The sequence below is a fragment of the Collinsella aerofaciens genome (genome assembly GCF_025289055.1).
GTDB lineage: Bacteria > Actinomycetota > Coriobacteriia > Coriobacteriales > Coriobacteriaceae > Collinsella.
In genome coordinates this window covers 1-17,323 of record NZ_JAESIQ010000032.1, presented here as the reverse complement: position 1 = coordinate 17,323, position 17,323 = coordinate 1, and the positions used below count along the sequence as shown (strand labels likewise).

Sequence of the window (17,323 nt, the reverse complement as noted above, 5' to 3'; positions counted from 1 at the left end):
AACGAAAGGGCGCTGACCTTCTGGTCGCGCCCTTGAAGTTGAACGTCAGATTGCCCAAATGCGGACCGCGCAGCGTCGAGCCGTTACGCGGTTTGGTAAAACCGCGTAACTAATACTCAAGCTTCCACATGTAGCGGCGCGTCATGTAGTCCTTGTGCGTGACGGCAGAGAGCGCGCGCATGTACACATTGTTGAGGATCGGGGCGAAGATCAGGTGGTTGAAGTACTCGCTCACGCTGTCCTTGATGTCGTTGAGGCCGAGCTCCTTGGCGTCGAGCTGATAGACGCGCTCGCCACCGTACTGGTTGACGAAGCGGATGCCGCGCTCGTCGTTGCAGCGGCTGCGGCCGACGCTGATGAGCTGGAACAGCGAGGTGCGCTTGTCCAGGATCTCGAAGGGGCCGTGGAAGAAGTCGCAGGTGTTGATGGTGCAGGAGTCGATCTGCAGCATCTCCTGCACGTTGCAGATGCTAAAGACGTAGGCAGCACCAAAGAGCGGGCCCTGGGCCATGACGTTAATGCAGGGCTTGTCGGCGTTCTGCTCGGCCCACTTGGCGGCAAGCGGACGGGTGTACTCGACGGCCTTGCGATAGATGGGGTCAACCAGGTCGAAGGCGGCCATAGCGGTCTCGTACTCGGCATAGCCCTCGGTCTGCTGCGTGAGCTCCATGGCGATCATGGTCACGACGGCGGAGTTGGTGCGGCCCATGCAGGACTCGTCGACGGCCAGGCTGTCATACTGGATCTTGTAGTCGCAGACCTCGGTGAGGCCGGACTCGTCGACATAGATGGCGATGGTGCTGGCGCCGTGGTCCTTGGCGACCTGGGCGGCGACGATGGTCTCCTTGGTGCCGCGCATGGACACGACGACGGCCAGGGTGTTCTCGTTAACGTAAGCAGGAGTTGCGTGCACGAACTCGTTGCTGGTGTAGCTAGAGCTCACGACCTGCGTGGCCTCGTGCTCCATAAAGTACTGGGCAGGATAGTTGCCGCCGTTGGATCCGCCGGCGCCAATCCACACGACGCGCTTGATGCCGCCCTTGTCTGCCTTGTCAGCCAAAACCTGGGAGACGACATCCTTAACCTGTTCCTGAGTAGTCATCGTGCATCAGCCTTTCTTCTCGTTTGATGCTCTCGATGGCATACAAGTTACATACATGTTTTGGTTATGTCGACTAGTTGTATGCTATATTTGTCTTAGAAATTTTGCTGATGAGGTTTTTGATAACTAGCTACCAGCGGTTTTATTGTTGTATTGGATACATCCTTGATTCGATAAGCATACAAGTTAGATACAGGTTAATCGAATGAGCACTTCGTCAAAAAAGAACTTGGCCCAATACGAGCGCTTGGCGGGCATGCTGCGTGACCGCATCGCCGCCGGCGTCTACGCGCGTGAAGACAAGCTGCCGTCCGAGATGGAACTCATGGACGAATCGGGGCTGTCGCGCAGCACCGTGCGCCATGCCCTTAAGGTGCTCGTTGATGAGGGTCTGGTTCGAACCGAGCGCGGGCGCGGCGCCTTTGTGGCCGACACGCCCGCGCTCCACGAGAACAACCTGGTGTTTTCGAGCTATACCAAGCAGGTCGAAGGCCAGGGCATGAAGCCCACCACGCGCACCGTAGACTCGGGCTTTGCCAAGGCGGCCGGCAGCATAGCTAAATTCTTTGACGCCGCCGTGGGCAGCAAGCTCGTCAAACTTGTCCGCCTGCGCTACCTGGACGATGCGCCGCTGTGCCTGGAGACCACCTATCTACCACCGAGCTTTGAGGCACTCATCGATCGCGATATCAACGGTTCGCTCTACGCCACGCTGCGACAGGAGTTCCATCGCGCACCGGCACAGGGGCATAAGACCTTTGAAGTGTGCTATGCCTCGCAAAACGAGGCGTTTTTGCTCAACGTCGAGCGTGGGCAGGCGCTGATCCTGATCACCGACTACGTCTACGACACCGACGGCCGCCCGCTCCACGTCTCCAAGCGCATCCAACGCACCGACCGCGCCAAATACACCGAGCCCATCGGCTAACCTGCCAAAATAAACCTGTCCCTAAATGGTAGGTTTGGGGAGGTCGGGGAACCAGGTTGGTTTGGGTTGGTTGGGTGTGCGCTCGGCCAGGACCAGCTCCATCCAGCACATGTCGTACCAACGGCCGAACTTTTGGGCGCAGCGGTCAAAGGCACCCACCAGGCGATATCCCATATGGGCATGGAAATCCTGGCTGTTGTGCGTCAGGTACTCGTCGTCCTTGTCGTGCGGCACGGCGATGAGGGCGCACATGTTGGTGATGCCCATCGCGACCAGGCATTGCTTGAGCGCGTCGTGCAGCTTGCGACCCAGCCCGCCGTGGCGCACGTCGCGCGCCAGGTAGATCGACGTCTCGACCGACCAGTCGTATGCCTCGCGGCTGTTGAGCGAACTCACATAGGCATAGCCTACCGGACGCCCGTCCAGCTCCATCACCAGATACGGATAGCGCTTGAGTGTACGCTCGATGCGCCCGGCGAACTCCTCAACGCTCGGCACCTCGTATTCGCAGGTAATCGCCGTCTGGCGCACATACGGCTCATAGATGGCAAGCAACGCCGGCGCATCATCGGGCGTCGCCAGACGAATCGTCGGCTCGGACATCTCGGTCATACAACCCTTCTCCCTCAAAAACAAAGGCCGCCTTGCGCCAAACCCAGCGCAAGGCGGCCCCTCGTCATTACATCAGGCTACAGAACCGCCGCCAACGCGTCGATATCCTCCTGCGTCGTGGCCCAGCTGGTGCAAAAGCGCACCACCGTGTGGGCCTCGTCGTACTTTTCCCAGTACTCGATCGCCGCATGCTCGCGAATGCGCGCCATGTCCTCGTTGGGCAGAATCACGAACTGCTGGTTTGTGGGCGTCTCCAAAAAGAACCGGTAGCCGTGCTCGTGCAGCACGCGACGAAGCGCCTGAGCGGTTTCGATCGCCTGACGGCCAATCTCAAAATACAGGCCATCGGTAAAGAGCGCCTCAAACTGCACGCCCGTCAGACGGCCCTTGGCCAACAGCGCGCCGTGCTGCTTAATACGCGGAATGGGATGCGCCGGGGCGTGCATGCCGCAAAACACCACAGCCTCGCCGCAGAGCGCGCCGCACTTGGTGCCGCCGATGTAGAACACGTCACACAGCTGCGCCAGCTCGGGCAGGGTAATGTCGCACTCATCGGCCGCCAACGCATAGGCCAGACGGGCGCCATCCACAAACAGCGGAATCTCGCGCTTCTGGCACACTGCGTGAATCGCCGCGAGCTCGGCCTTGGAGTACAGCGTGCCGTACTCGGTCGATAGACTCACGTACACGGCGCCCGGGAACACCGTGTGCTCGTAGCTCTCGTTTTCATAGAACACCTGGATATAGTTCTCGAGGTCCTCGGCGTGCATCTTGCCCTCGTAGCCGGGGATGGTGAGTACCTTGTGGCCGCCAAACTCGATGGCGCCCGCCTCGTGGCAGGCGACGTGGCCAGTCTCGGCAGCAACGACGCCCTCGTACGGCGCGAGCAGCATGTCGATCACCGTCGCGTTGGCCTGCGTGCCGCCCACCAGAAAAAACACGTCGGCATCAGGGGCCTGGCAGGCCTCGCGAATAAGTTGCTTGGCGCGCTCGGTGTGCGCATCGGTACCGTAGCCGGGCTGCGGCTCCATGTTGGTGTCGACGAGTGCCTGCAGCACTGCCGGATGTGCGCCGTGGGAGTAGTCGTTGTTAAACGCGAGCATGGCAATCCTCTCTAGCCGGGCACGGGCCCGATGATTCAAACGGGGCTATTGTACGCCGTTGGGATAGGCAACGCGCGCGGCAAGGCACTCAAGCGCCAACACCAGGGCAAAGCCGCAGCTCACGTCGCTCAAAAAGTGAGCTCCGATCACGATACGGCCAAAGGCGACGAGCGCCGCGACCACAGCCGCCGCCCAAAAGATCACGCGGCGACGCGAAGGTTTTTCCTTAAAGGCTGCCGCGGGAAGCCCGGCGAGCATAAGGCCGATCACCGCGTGCGCCGTGTGTCCGCTCGCAAACGACTTGAAGCCGTCCTTGATCACGCCAGCGGCAATATAGGCCCACTTGTCGGGGTTGCCGATCACCCACCACGGCTGAAAATTGAGCCCTGGCGTGACCTCGATCACGCGCATGCGCGGGCGCGACCACAGCGGCTTGACGATCACGTTGAGGATAATGGCCTGAGCGACCCACACAGCAAGTACCATCAACGCCCAGCGCGTGAGCTCATCGGGCTCGGTCGTGCGCGTGAGGCGATAGACGATAAGGTTGGCGGCGATAACCAGCACAAACGTCAGCACCAGCTGAACGGCAATGAGTTTACCGCCAACCCGCAGGGACGAAACGATCTCGTAGCCGGCTAGGCCAACGTTGACGAGGATGCCGAGCACGGCGAGCCATTTGCTCCCCCCGGAGTCGGGACGCACCGCGCGCACGAGCATAACGCCCGCGACGCTCGCCGTCAGCTCAAACGGCAGCTCGCCGGCGGCCTCGATAAAGCGGCCGTACATGCTGCCGACGCTGAACAGCGCACTCGAGATCTGATAATCGAAGAAGCTGCCCACGCCCAGGCAAAGGGCAAGGATAACCGCGATAGCAGCGACGTCTTTCTTGTAGATGTACCCGAACATGCTTTCCTTTCGATGGAACCAGATTGCCCAAATGGGGCGTTTGCAGCGTCGACCCGTTAGTCGTCGTCGCTCGCACCCAGCTGTTGCAGCAGCATGAGCGCCGCCGTCACCGGGCCGGTGCCGTCGTTGGCGTCGAGGCCGCGACCCAGGCCGCTGCCCGCACCGGCGCCCGCCTTGTAGGGCACCGACAGCTTGCGGCTCTTGGGGAAGTTCACCGCGCCATAGCGGGTCTTAAGTTCAAAGGCCACCTTCTTGGGCACGTCGACGCCCAAAAACGTGATGCGGCCGCCGCTGAGCGTGACGCTCTCGAGCCCCAGGCGCTCGCCGCGAATGCGGATTCGTGCGCGATTGAACAGGTTGAGTCCCGCCAGCGGCAGCTCGCCATGCGCAGCCTCGGTCTCCTCCTGCACCTCATCGATGCTCTCTAGGTCCTCGGCCGCTGCGAGCTTACGGTACACGAGCACGCGCTGATCCACCGCCGGCAGGTACTCCTCGGACAAGAAGTAGTCGGCCGGCAGGTTAATACCCACGCTCGCCGCCTCCACGCCGGCGTCGTCATCGCCGCGCGCCTCAGCCACGGCCTGGCCCAGCATCTGCGTAAACAGGTCAAAGCCCACGCTCGACAGGTTGCCGTGCTGCTCGGCTCCCATAAGCGAGCCGGCACCGCGAATCTCCAGGTCGCGCATGGCGATGCGCATGCCGCTGCCCAGGTCCTGGAACTCGGAAAGTGCGGTCAGGCGCGCCGTCGCCTCCTCGGTGAGCGGCAGCTCGCCCGGGAACATAAAGTACGCGTAGGCCTGCGTGGCAGAGCGGCCCACACGGCCCTTGAGCTGGTAGAGCTGTGCCAGACCCAGGCGCTGCGAGTCCTCGATGATGAGCGTGTTGGCGGTCGCGTTGTCGATGCCGCTCTCCACGATGGTCGTGGCGATGAGCACGTCGATCTTTTTGGTCGCGAACTCGATCATCACATCCTCGACCTCGCGCGGGCTCATCTTGCCGTGCGCCACGCCCACGCGCGCCTCGGGCGCGGCCTCGTGCACGCGCGCCACGGCGTCGTCGATGGTCTTGACGCGGTTGGACACGTAGTACACCTGACCGCCGCGGCCCACCTCCAGGCGAATCGCCGCGCTCACCACGTCGGGGTCGTACTCTCCCACGTGCACGATTACGGGGCGGCGCCCGGTCGGCGGCGTCGTGATCAGGCTCATGTCGCGCACGCCGCTCGTGGCCATCTGCATGGTTCGCGGAATCGGCGTTGCCGAAAGCGTGAGCACGTCAATCTGCTCGCGCAGGTTCTTGAGCTGCTCCTTGTGCTGCACGCCAAAGCGCTGCTCCTCGTCAATGATCACCATGCCCAGGTTCTTGGGGTTCACATCGGCCGAAAGCAGACGATGCGTGCCGATGAGCACATCAATCGTGCCCTCGGCAAACGCCTTGAGCGCGCGCTTCTGCTGCGCCGGGGTGCGGAAGCGGCTGAGCACTTCGACCTCGAGGCCAAACGGGGCAAAGCGCTCAAAGAACGTCTCGTAGTGCTGCTGGGCCAGAATGGTCGTGGGGCAGAGCACCATGACTTGGCGGCCGGAGTCCACGCACTTAAACGCCGCGCGCAGGGCAACCTCGGTCTTGCCGAAACCCACGTCGCCGCAGAGCAGGCGATCCATGGGCTTGGGCGCCTCCATGTCGGCCTTGATGTCGGCGATAGCCTCCAGCTGGTCGCGCGTCTCGTCGTAAGGGAAGCTCTCCTCCATCTCGATCTGCTCGGGCGTATCGGGCGGACAGGCGATACCGGTAATCGACGAGCGGCGCGTATACAGGTCGACCAGGTCAAACGCCAGCTTTTTGGCGTTCTTGCGCGCCTTGTTGGTGGCACGCGTCCAGTCGGCGGTGTTGAGCCTGGTCAGGCGCGGCTTGTCGCCGTCGGGGCCAACGTAGCGCGTGATGCGGTCGACCTGTTCGAGCGGCACGTAGAGCTTGTCGCCATCGGCATATTCCAGCAAAAAGTAGTCGCGTTCCTTGCCGCCCACTTCCTGGCGCGCGATCTCGCTAAAGAGCGCGATGCCGTGGGTAGCGTGCACCACGTAGTCGCCCGGCTTAAACGGGAAGGTGATCTGCGTAATGTCAACCTTGCGGCGGCTGCGCGCGCGGTTGGCATCCATGCGGGCATTGAGGTCGGCGATCGAGAACACGGCCAAATTGGCGTCGGGCACCACCACGCCCTGCGGCAGGGCAGCGTCAACAAAGGTCACGCGCCCGCGCGAGATGGTGGGCACGGCAGCGCCGGCGGCAGCCTGCGCGGCGCCCGCCTCGAGCGAGCGGGCGTTGAGCGCATCGGCCTTACGCTCGCGAATGGAAGCATGGGCCTCCTGGCGTGCGGCACGGTCGGCGGAATCCGCCGCTGCCACGCGCACGCGGTCGCCGATAGCGCCGACATTTTCGGGCGCCGCGGTCAGCGATTCCTCAAAGGTAATGCCCTCGTCGCCAAAGGTGAGCTCCATCGACTCGCGCGCACCGCGGTCGGGGATGGCAAACACGCAGGCGTAGCGCTTGCCCACGACTTCCTGAATGCGCGTCATAAAGCGATTGTCCGAGCCCGCAATGGCCGGCTGCTCAATCTTGAGCTCCGCCGTCACCGCGCCGCCGGCACGGATCAGGCTCACGTAGTTCAGGCGCTGCTGGGCACCAAAATCGAGCTGCTGGGCACGTACATACAGGCCATCCAGCCGGTCAATCCCTGCCTCGCCAGCACGCGCCTCGATATCCTCGTAGGCACGCAGGCAATCGTCGAACAGCGAGCGCGGCTCGGACAGAACCACGAGTGCCTTGCCGCTCACGTGCGCCAACGGGCTTACGGTCTGGCCGTACATCACCGGCAAAAAGCGGTCGAGCTCGGGCGTGACGATACGCGCATCCACCATCTCGAGCAGCGCCGCCAGTTTGCTGTCGTCCTGGCTGGCGCGATAGAGCGCCACATGCATGTTGTGGACGGCCTCGTCGGTAAGCGCCAGCTCACGGCAGGGGAAGATCTCGATACTGTCCTCGTTACCGATGGTCTGCCCCGTTGAGCTCACCATGCGGCGGATGCGGTCAATCTCATCGCCGAAAAACTCAATGCGCACGGGCGCCTTTTCCTGCGCGGGAAACACCTCGACGGTGTCACCGTGCACGCGGAACAGACCGGGCGCATCGGCGGCACCGGCATTGGTGTAGCCCATGCCCACCAGGCGCTGCGGCACCTCGTCAAAGGGAATCTCCTCGCCCACCGCAAAGGTCGTGGACTCCCAATAGTGGCTCTCGACCGGCGGCACGCAACGCAGCAGCGCACGGGCCGAGGCAACCATGATGCAGTTGTCCCCGCGCACGATGCGTCCCAAGGCCTCGCAGCGCTGCGCCACCACGGCGTCGTCGGGCGTCTGCTCGCGCCAAGGGTAGTCCTTGCGCTCGGGAAAGCGGCACACGTGCGCCAGCCCCACATAGGCGGCCAGGCTGCGCGCAGCGCGATCGGCCGCGTCCTCGCCGCTCACGATATAGACCGTGGGGCGCGGACGGCGCGCAAACTGGGCCGCCGCCATAAGCGTGCGACCCGACTGCGACACGGCCAACGTCACGTCCTCGCCGGCATCGAGCCCGGCCTCGACGGTCTGCAGCGCCTCGGCAGTGTAGAGCTGCGCGGCTATTCGGTGAATGAGCATGCTGTTCCTCCGGCATTGCAACGCCAAAAGCCCGCCGAGGCAAGCTCGGCGGGTATGCGGCGGATTTCATTGCCTGTCATGGTAGCGCATGGAGAGGACTCCGGCTCAAGGGCAAACCCAGCCCCGCAAAAAACGCCAGACGAAGATGCGTTCCGCCCTACCCCGCTACGCGCACGCTGGGGCACAAATCTGCCAGCGGACACTCGTCACACTTGGGTTTGCGGGCGTCGCAGACCTCGCGACCGAAGGTGATCCACTGATGGTTAACCGACTCCCAATACTCGTGCGGCAAAATCTTGAGCAGATCCTGCTCGGTCTTGAGCGGCTCCTTTGCATGCGTCTTGGGACTCAGCATCAGGCGGTGCGCAATGCGGTTGACGTGCGTGTCCACCGCAATGCCCTCCACGATGCCATACCCCACGTTGAGCACGATGTTCGCCGTCTTGCGTCCCACGCCCGGCAGCTTCACGAGTTCCTTCATGTCGGCCGGCACCTCGCCGCCATAGTCGGCGACGATCATCTGCGCGGCCTCGACGGCATGCTTGGCTTTGCTCTTGTAGAAGCCGAGTGACTTGATGGTGTCTGCCACGTCAGCCACGCTCGCCCCGGCCATGGCCTCGGGCGTGGGCCACTGGGCAAACAGCCGCGGCGTCACCTTGTTGACCTGCGCATCGGTCGTTTGCGCCGAGAGCAGCACCGCGATCAGCAGGCGGAAGGGATTCTCGTGGTCCAAAAAGCACTCGACCGGGCCATAGCGACGGTTGAGGCGCTCACACACCTCGATGGCGCGCTCGCGCTTGGCGGCATTGGTCTCGCGTGGCATAACGACTCCTCGGCTCAACGGCACAATAAACTTATGGGCACAATTGTCCCACGTCCGAGACGCTTACGCCTCCAAGAATGCGCCGGTCTGACGGCTCCACAGGCTCGCGTACTCGCCACCCGCCTCGACGAGCTGCGCATGCGTGCCGTCCTCGACGATCTCGCCATCGGCCAGCACCACAATGCGGTCGAGCGCCGCCACGGTGGACAGGCGGTGCGCCACCACAATGGAGGTACGTCCACGCATCAGGTTCTCGAGCGCCTCCTGCACCAGCGCCTCGGACTCGCTGTCCAGGGCAGAGGTCGCCTCGTCGAGCACCAGGATCGGTGCATCGGTCAGAATCGCACGGGCGATGGCCACGCGCTGGCGCTGGCCGCCCGAAAGCTTAACGCCGCGCTCGCCCACCATGGTGTCAAAGCCACGAGGCAGGCGATCGATAAACTCCAGAGCATTGGCCAGGCGCGCCGCCTCGCGAATCTGTTCGTCGGTGGCGTCGGGACGCCCGTAAGCGATATTCTCACGAATAGAGCGGTGGAACAGCAGCGCCTCCTGAGGCACGTAGGCAACCTGGCGGCGCAGGCTCTGCTGCGTGCAGCGCGAGACGTCTTGGCCGTCCACGAGTACGCGGCCGCCCTGTACGTCGTCCAGGCGCAGCAACAGCTTGGTGAGCGTCGTCTTGCCCGAGCCCGATTTGCCCACCAGGCCCACGCGCTGGCCCGCAGCCACATGGAGCGTCAGGTCGTCGAACACGCTCTCGCCCGCCGCGGCGTCACGGTATGCAAAGCTCAGGTGCTCAAAATCAATCGCACCCTCGCTCACCTTGAGCTCGGGGGCGTTCTCGTCGTCTGCCACCAGGCGCGGCTCGTCCAGCACGCGCGTCATCTCGGCCGCGTCGCCCAGCGCGCGGTTGATGCGCTGCATCATGGAGCTTACGTAGTTCAGACGCATGGTGAGGTTGTACGTATAGGTAAAGATCATGACGAGCGCACCGGCAGAGATGCCAAACCACGCGTTGCCGCCCGCGACGAACACACTCACCACGGCCATAGTGATGACGATAAGGCCCGAGGTCGTAAAGTTGCGCTGCATCATGGCGTGCATCGATACCGTTTCGGCATCGCGCGCGGCACGGTCGGCGGCGTCGAACAGGTCGCGCTCAAAGTCCTCGCGCCCGCAGGTCTTGACGGCCAGGATGTTCGTGACTGCATCGGACAGCACGCCCGACAGCTTGTTTTGCGCGGCGGACGTCGCGGCCGAAAGCGGCATGATGCGTTTGTACATGAGCCAAACGAATGCGATGTAGACGACCATGATGCCCACCAGGATCACGGTAAACGTCGGCACCACCGGAGCGAGCGCCGCCACCGTGCAGACAACCGAGGTGATGGTGGGAATGAGCGAATACACCGTCACGTCTACCAGCCCCGTATAGCCGCTCATAAAACGGCTCGTCTGGCTCACAAGCGATCCGCCAAAACGGCTGGTGTGGAATGTCATGGATTGATTGGAGAGCGTGTCGAAGCACAGGCGCGCCAGGTGATAGTTGCCCGCAATCTCGAGCTTGTAGACGGTGTAGTCCTGCAGCTTGGAGAGGATTTGGCCCACTAGGTTAACGAGCACCAGCGCCAGAATGTAAGGGCCAAAGACCTCAAACACCTGGTCACCCGCCACGGGGCCGGCCTGAACGCGGTCGACGATGAGGGCCATCACATAGGTGTTGGCAAACGTGAGCAAAAAGATGTAGCCCGCCGACGAGAACACCGAGAGAAAGACGATCAGCGGCTGCGTGCGCGTGACGCCCCAAAAACGCTGCAGCGTGCGACGCACGGTGGAGCGTTTGAGCGGACTGGTGTTTCTCTGAGACATGGGCTTCCTTTCGCGTCTGATAGGGCGAAACGCCATTGTTGCACACTAAAGCGCACTTCAGACAAGCGCGATGCGAAAAGCGCCCGCGCCGTGCTCGTACAGGCGCACAGCCGTCAGATGCAGCTAGTCCTCGTCTTTTTGGCCTGCGAGCAGCTCCGCTGATGTGAGTCCCAAGATCTCATCGGCTTGGTTGGCGTCTTCCAGCGCGTCGATGTCCTTGAGCTTGCGCTCCATGACATTTGTACGCGTGGTGATGATGCCCTCAACCGTTTTGCCCGCGGTCTCGATCTGCTGCTGGGCGCGGCGCAGCGCCGCCTGATAGCGTGGCAACTCGGCCTTGACAGCAGAGAGCACGCGCAGTACGTCGTCGGTACGTTTTTGCAGCCTAAACGTCTGGTAGCTCATCTGCAGGCTGTTGAGAATGGCAGCCATGGTGCTGGGACCGGCTACGTTGACGTGATAGTCGCGGCCCAGGGTCTCGATAAGCCCGGGGCGGCTGACGACCTCGGCGTACAGTCCTTCAAACGGCACGAACATGATGCCAAAGTTGGTCGTTGCCGGCACACTCAGGTACTTTTCGCAGATATCCTTGGCCTCGCGCTTGACCATGGTGTCGAGCGTCTTGCGCGCAGCCGCCACGGTCTCCGCATCGCCCGACTCCTGCGCGTCGAGCAAATGCTCGTACGCGTCGCCCGGAAACTTGGAGTCAATCGGCAGCAGCACGGGATCGCCCTCGTCCACCGGCAGCTTGACGGCAAACTCAACGCGCTCCGAGGCGCCGGGCTTGGTGGCGACGTTTTCCAGATACTGGTCGGGTGTAAGAATGTCCGCCAGAATTGCACCCAGCTGCACCTCGCCCAAAATACCACGCGCCTTCACGTTGCCCAGCACGCGCTTAAGGTCGCCCACGCCGGTGGCGATGGACTGCATGTCGCCCAGGCCCTTGTACACGGCCTCGAGCTGGTCGCTCACCTGCTTAAACGATGCCGACAGGCGATCGTTGAGCGTGCGGGAGAGTTTCTCGTCCACCGTCGCGCGCATCTGATCGAGTTGCACGTTGTTGTCTTTGCGGATAGCACCCAGCTGGGCATCGACCGTCTCGCGCACCTTGTCCAGGCGGTGCTCGATGCCCTCGCGGTTGGCACCGAGCTGTTGGGCCGTCTCGCGGCGAAGGTCATCCATCCGGTCACCAGCTTGCGAAAACTCACGTGCAATGGTCAGGTAACGTTGCTGCCCCACGGCCGCATCTGTCGTCTGCTGCTGCGCGATGGCGTTGGCCGTGCGGCGAGTTTCGGCCAGCGCGACGTTCAGGGCATCGAGCGCGTTGTTGGCCTGCTCGAGTGCTGCCAGCGTTTCCGCGCTACTGTCGCCACGCTCCCGCAACTCGGCACGCAGGCTCTTGAGCTGGAGGGCGCAAGCCACAGCAACCCCCACCGCCACCAAGGCGATCACAACAAGCACGATATCAATAGCAGACATAGACTCCGCCCAACAAACTCAATCGGTCATCAATCAAAACCGCGATCAATCTTACCCCGCCACACACACCGGGCGCCCGGCCCCTTCTTGGGCGCCCCTCTCCTCCGCATATTCCATAATGCGGCGCGCCGTTTTCCTGCTCACCTTTGAGTCATCGCCGGCCAAGTATGCGTATACGTTTCCTTTATTCAGGCGCAGAGCACGGCAGAGGCCATAGCGCGTTACACCCGATTCCTCCAATGCTTCCAGCGTTTTCTTTCTCATCAGGGCGTTCACCCTTCTATCGGCCGCCGGCTTTTCCTTCACCGCTCTATACGCACGCCAAACGTTGGCATAACGATTAGGGAGCTCACTTTTGGCGCATAGAGACGCCATGCTACCCGCTTGGCCGTACAAGAATAAAACGTCTCGGTAATCCTGTTCCATCCACGAGCCCTCGGATAAACCCAAAACGTATTCGGCTTTTCCTTGCGCTAAAGCGAGCAAAAACAGAGGCTCCGCCACGCGCGGCGCATCCGTCGTCGCCTGCTCAACCAATTTTCTAAAACTCAGCGACTGCTGTCCGGATAGCTCTCGGCAATAGCCTTTTAAGAATCCCTCAAAGGTCAGATTCAACCGAGCACCTCCTTTCTGTATTGCCTGTATGCACAGACCATCTCTTGATAGCTTCGCTCCGAAGGCGACGACGCCAGTGCTTCTCCCTCGTCGAATATAAGCCGTTCGAGCAGACCCCAATCAAGTTGGTCGACGAATGCCTGACTATGAAGATCGATGATGTCGTTCGGACGGTAGGCATAGAGCTTCATTACCGCCAGGTCCTCCAAGGATGGCGTAAAGTACCTGATAAAACGCGCCCCAATATCCAAGGGAATCAAACGGTCTTCGTAATTGAATGGCATCTGATTACAATATGCCACCGCCATACCATTCACCTCGGGGTATCGAGCTATGATCTCGCGGAGACACCTGTCTGCCTCAAACACATCAATGTCATGTGTAACCGACCGATTCGTCACATCGTTTAGCATGAAGGCGCTTCCTCCCACCAATACAACGCTCGGTCTATCGTCTCTTGGACCTATTTCCAGCTCCGCCTCTTCGTCAATGCCCAACAGAGTCTGCTCTAAATCCTGCTTATACATATCAAATCCTATTATTATTCATCTTCAATAATACTATTCAGTCGCACGATAGGGCCCGTAAGATGCAAGGATTCCACTCGTGGCGATAATCCTTGCATCCAAGAAGACCAATGGCGGCAAACGTCAGCCTTCCCAACCGACCTGGAAGGTTGTTATGGCATCGCCTAGGCGCTGGCCGAGGGCTGACAGATGTTGGAGCACCTCGTTGGGCGATGCGCCGTTGAGGATGCACGTGAGGGCATACGACGCCAGAAAGATGGCCGCAAGCCCTAACGGGATGAGCACGATCATCGCCAATGTGCGCAAGCGCTGGCCCACACGGCGACGACGCGCACGACGCTTGTCGAACGCGAGCTCCTGCGCATATGAATCTTGCTGTACGGAATAGGTCTCTGGCGCCGATTCACACCCGGGCACAGCTGCAGGTACAGCAGCGGGCACGACATTTTGCGCAAAGGGCTGGGCTGCCGCCCCTTGCATTTGCATCTCCATGAGTCGTTGCTGCTGACGCAGCATGCGCTTAGCTTGTTGCTGTGGAGTCTCAAGAAACAGGTCCATGTTGGCCTCCAAAGTCGGAGAATTCGACGCTTACGACCAGCATCCCGCACCGCCATGACCGCGACAACGCAATCGCCGGCAATAGCCACAAAGTTTCTTTTGCTCAAAAGCTGTCGAAAAGCTCAACAACTCCCCTACCAGCACTTTCTCTGAGCTTTTTTCGCCAGCAATCTTTTGGCCTTCCACCCTTACGCCAACTGACCAAAATCTAACCAAAAGCTTGACGGAAATTGTGGAGACCGGGACCCCATACAAAAACGTGCCGCCCCAAAAGGGGCGGCACGCAAACTTCTTATCTGCTTTTCTGTAACGAGCATGCGACGACCCAACGCCGGGGCGCAGGGCGGGGAAATACCTTTGCCTCGCGCGACCCTGCGGAGCCGTGAGCGAGAGGGAAAGGTATTTCCCCGCCCTGCGCTCCGCAGCAGCCAGCGCCACGCGCTAGTAGTTCACCACCTGCTCCTCAAAGTACGCCTTGGGGTGGTTACACACCGGGCACACCTCAGGCGCCTCGGCACCAACGTGCAGGTGCCCGCAGTTCAGGCACTTCCATACCTTCACGCCCTCACGCTCAAACACCTCGCCCGACTCGATGCGCTCGACGAGTTTGTTGTAGCGCTCCTCGTGGGCCTTCTCGACGGCGGCGACACCACGGAACTTCTCGGCGATCTCGGCAAAGCCCTCCTCCTCGGCGGTCTTGGCGAACTCGTCGTACATCGTGGTCCACTCGTAGTTCTCGCCCGCGGCGGCGTCGCGCAGGTTGTCCAGAGTGCCCGGAACGGCGCCGTCGTGCAGATACTTAAACCACAGCTTGGCGTGCTCGGACTCGTTGCCCGCCGTCTCGGCAAAGATATTCGAGATCTGAACGTAGCCATCCTTCTTGGCCTTAGATGCGTAGTAGCGATACTTGGTGTGTGCCTGGGACTCACCGGCAAAAGCGGTCTCGAGGTTCTTCTTGGTTTGGGAATTCTCAAAATCCATAGGTGTACTTCCCTTCAACACGTGCCGCCCATAGGCTTTGAGCGACCTTGTCTTTAGGATGCCCTCAAGCCGCGAATTTAAACCTTACAATCCCGTTCTTCAGATTTGAGCGGGCTACACACTCAACCAACGATCGTCCTCGGCTCGGCAAAAGCCCTCGCGCTCCAGGTCAGCTAGAATGCCCGCGATCAAGTCGCACTCGACCGGCCCGCGACCGGCTGCCGCTTCCATCTCGTTAACGCCCACCACGGCATCAGCAAGCGTAATCCCCGCCGGCTGCCCATCGCGCGCTGCCAACAACATACGCACGATATGCGCGCGCTTTTGGCGGCGCGAGCCCTCAAACTTGGACTGACGACTATAGCCCGCCGACCGCCTGGACGGATTGGGCAGCGTCTTTTTAAGATACGCGCCGTAATCCAGCAATGCGTAATACCACGCGCGCGGCGTGTCGGCATCGTCTTGAGGCGCGGCAAAGGGAGCGATCTCGTCCGCCGCCGCACCGGGGGCCGCCGGACAGGCAGCTTGGATCAGCGGCACCAGTTCGCGATCGGGAACGGCCGGCACATCGGGAAAGAAATGATGCAAAAAGACCGTGCGCACATTGGTCTCCAAATACACGCCCGGAAGATCAAACGCAAACGAACGGATGCCCTGCGCCGTTGCCGGGCCAATGCCGGGCAGAGCGACCAAGTCACGCGTCTCGCGCGGAAACTCCCCATCCCAGTCCTCTACAACGCACTGTGCAGCCCTGTGAAGCGCCAAGGCGCGGCGATTATAGCCCATCCCCTGCCACGCATCCAAGACATCGGAAGGGACAGCCTGAGCGAGCGCCTGAACAGTCGGAAAGCGATCGAGCCACGCCGGCATACGCGTCTCCACGCGCGGCACCTGTGTTTGCTGCAACATAACCTCAGAAAGCCAAATGATGTACGGATCGCGTGTACGGCGCCACGGAAGGTCGCGATAACGCAGGACCCCTTCCGAACGAATCATCGAACGAAAGGGGTCCTGAATCATGGCTATGCTCCTTATGCGGCGCTATTCCTCCCGGTAAGCGCACGCGCAGGTGGCGTACTCGGGAAACGCTTCGCGGTCGGCGAACTTGGGATCGACGGCTGGGAACTGGCGGTGAGCGACGATGTCGCCGAGCGAAACGGAATCGAGGTAGTCGCGCATCAACGCCTGGGCTCCGGCCCACAGGGGATGATAGCAGCACGCGCCCATGCGCGCACAGTCACCATCGGGCGCGGTGCAATCGTTCATAACCATAGGACCCTGAACGGCCTCGACGACCTGGCGGATAGTGACGTCGTCCGGACTGACCTTGAGACGCATGCCACCGTGGACGCCACGCAGGCTCTCCACAATACCGGCCTGGACCAAACCGTGCTGAATCGAGCGGGCAAACGAATACGGAACATTGACCTCTTCGGCAGCGGTGCGAACAGAAAGTAAGCACTCCGGATCCTCGGCAAGCATCGCCAACATACGAAGGGCGTAATCAGTCTTCCTCGATATGTCCATTTTTCCCCTTTCAAGGAATGCGAACAGCTCGAACGAGCTCCGGGGCCGAGCTTGTGTCGAGACGCTAAATGACCGCCAGGACATCCAAATGGTAAATCGGATATCCACTGAGTGCCGCGCTTGGAGCGAAATGCATCAGATGCGGCGCACAGTGCAATTTAGTATAACCTAACCCCCTGCCTCGTAGAACAGGTGTTGCGCAACAAAGCTGTTGTTCAGACAAATATACTTATTAGATTTTACTTGCGTTCCCGAAGGCGCGGGGATTCTGGGCGAAGATGCACCAGGGCGATCGTTCTATCGAAACAAAGTGCATCAAACGCAAAAAGCCACGTCCGAAGACGTGGCTTTAATTGCGTTGGCGGGAAGTACGGGGCTCGAACCCGCGACCTCCGACGTGACAGGCCGGCGCTCTAACCAAACTGAGCTAACTCCCCAGGCAGACGTTCGCGTTTGTTTCCGCTCGCGTGCGCTGCGGGGATTAGTATACACAGAAGTCTGTCCGGCGCGCAACAACTTTTTTGAAAAATTTTTTGGGGCCATCCGGGACCTTGATTGTCATTTTCATTGCAACAGCCTCAGGACTCAGCGCAACGCGTTGCGC

The 17,323-nt window shown here is 61.2% G+C and carries 15 protein-coding genes and 1 tRNA gene; 1 reads left to right on the top strand and 15 read right to left on the bottom strand.

Annotated features, from left to right (window positions below):
• Nucleotides 1–109: 109 nt before the first annotated feature.
• A complete protein-coding gene (locus tag JMJ97_RS09070; protein WP_118226093.1) occupies nucleotides 110–1,102 on the bottom strand; it encodes an SIS domain-containing protein in 993 nt (330 codons plus the stop codon).
• Between the two features lie 205 nt (nucleotides 1,103–1,307).
• Between JMJ97_RS09070 and JMJ97_RS09065 the strand changes: the two genes are divergently transcribed.
• Entirely contained in the window at nucleotides 1,308–2,030 is a 723-nt protein-coding gene (locus JMJ97_RS09065) for a GntR family transcriptional regulator (RefSeq protein ID WP_148345466.1), read from the top strand.
• A 21-nt stretch (nucleotides 2,031–2,051) separates the two neighbouring features.
• On the opposite strand, the gene JMJ97_RS09060 is transcribed toward JMJ97_RS09065, so the two are convergent.
• The 14 genes from JMJ97_RS09060 to JMJ97_RS08995 form a co-directional block, all read right to left on the bottom strand.
• A complete protein-coding gene (locus JMJ97_RS09060; protein ID WP_260700037.1) occupies nucleotides 2,052–2,642 on the bottom strand; it encodes a GNAT family N-acetyltransferase in 591 nt (196 codons plus the stop codon).
• 77 nt (nucleotides 2,643–2,719) lie between these two features.
• Complete coding sequence (locus tag JMJ97_RS09055; RefSeq protein WP_260700036.1) at nucleotides 2,720–3,745, bottom strand: threonine aldolase family protein; 1,026 nt, start codon at nucleotides 3,743–3,745, stop codon at nucleotides 2,720–2,722.
• 45 nt (nucleotides 3,746–3,790) lie between these two features.
• The gene (locus tag JMJ97_RS09050; protein ID WP_260700034.1) at nucleotides 3,791–4,654 is read right to left on the bottom strand and encodes a phosphatase PAP2 family protein; all 864 of its coding nucleotides are present in this window, start codon (nucleotides 4,652–4,654) and stop codon (nucleotides 3,791–3,793) included.
• Between the two features lie 56 nt (nucleotides 4,655–4,710).
• Nucleotides 4,711–8,343 carry a transcription-repair coupling factor gene (gene mfd / locus JMJ97_RS09045; protein WP_260700032.1) on the bottom strand — a complete coding sequence of 1,211 codons (3,633 nt, stop codon included), beginning with the start codon at nucleotides 8,341–8,343 and terminating at the stop codon, nucleotides 4,711–4,713.
• Between the two features lie 157 nt (nucleotides 8,344–8,500).
• The gene (gene nth / locus JMJ97_RS09040) at nucleotides 8,501–9,166 is read right to left on the bottom strand and encodes an endonuclease III (RefSeq protein ID WP_260700031.1); all 666 of its coding nucleotides are present in this window, start codon (nucleotides 9,164–9,166) and stop codon (nucleotides 8,501–8,503) included.
• 63 nt (nucleotides 9,167–9,229) lie between these two features.
• On the bottom strand, nucleotides 9,230–11,032 hold the full coding sequence (locus JMJ97_RS09035) for an ABC transporter ATP-binding protein (RefSeq protein ID WP_260700029.1): 1,803 nt from the start codon (nucleotides 11,030–11,032) through the stop codon (nucleotides 9,230–9,232).
• A 123-nt stretch (nucleotides 11,033–11,155) separates the two neighbouring features.
• Nucleotides 11,156–12,511: a DNA recombination protein RmuC gene (locus tag JMJ97_RS09030; RefSeq protein ID WP_260700028.1), complete on the bottom strand. Its 1,356-nt coding sequence runs from the start codon at nucleotides 12,509–12,511 to the stop codon at nucleotides 11,156–11,158.
• A 51-nt stretch (nucleotides 12,512–12,562) separates the two neighbouring features.
• On the bottom strand, nucleotides 12,563–13,126 hold the full coding sequence (locus tag JMJ97_RS09025; protein WP_260700026.1) for a hypothetical protein: 564 nt from the start codon (nucleotides 13,124–13,126) through the stop codon (nucleotides 12,563–12,565).
• Entirely contained in the window at nucleotides 13,123–13,653 is a 531-nt protein-coding gene (locus tag JMJ97_RS09020) for a DUF6036 family nucleotidyltransferase (protein WP_260700024.1), read from the bottom strand. The genes JMJ97_RS09025 and JMJ97_RS09020 overlap by 4 nt, the downstream gene beginning before the upstream one ends.
• 123 nt (nucleotides 13,654–13,776) lie before the next feature.
• Nucleotides 13,777–14,211, bottom strand: a complete 435-nt coding sequence (locus JMJ97_RS09015) for a hypothetical protein (RefSeq protein ID WP_260700023.1) — start codon at nucleotides 14,209–14,211, stop codon at nucleotides 13,777–13,779.
• Between the two features lie 441 nt (nucleotides 14,212–14,652).
• Nucleotides 14,653–15,192 (bottom strand): rubrerythrin, encoded by a 540-nt coding sequence (gene rbr / locus JMJ97_RS09010; RefSeq protein ID WP_006235152.1) that lies wholly within the window; start codon nucleotides 15,190–15,192, stop codon nucleotides 14,653–14,655.
• A gap of 114 nt (nucleotides 15,193–15,306) precedes the next feature.
• Nucleotides 15,307–16,212 (bottom strand): HhH-GPD family protein, encoded by a 906-nt coding sequence (locus JMJ97_RS09005; RefSeq protein WP_006235153.1) that lies wholly within the window; start codon nucleotides 16,210–16,212, stop codon nucleotides 15,307–15,309.
• A 21-nt stretch (nucleotides 16,213–16,233) separates the two neighbouring features.
• Nucleotides 16,234–16,719 carry an RrF2 family transcriptional regulator gene (locus JMJ97_RS09000; protein ID WP_022094514.1) on the bottom strand — a complete coding sequence of 162 codons (486 nt, stop codon included), beginning with the start codon at nucleotides 16,717–16,719 and terminating at the stop codon, nucleotides 16,234–16,236.
• Between the two features lie 359 nt (nucleotides 16,720–17,078).
• Nucleotides 17,079–17,156 (bottom strand) — tRNA-Asp (locus JMJ97_RS08995).
• Between the last annotated feature and the right edge of the window lie 167 nt (nucleotides 17,157–17,323).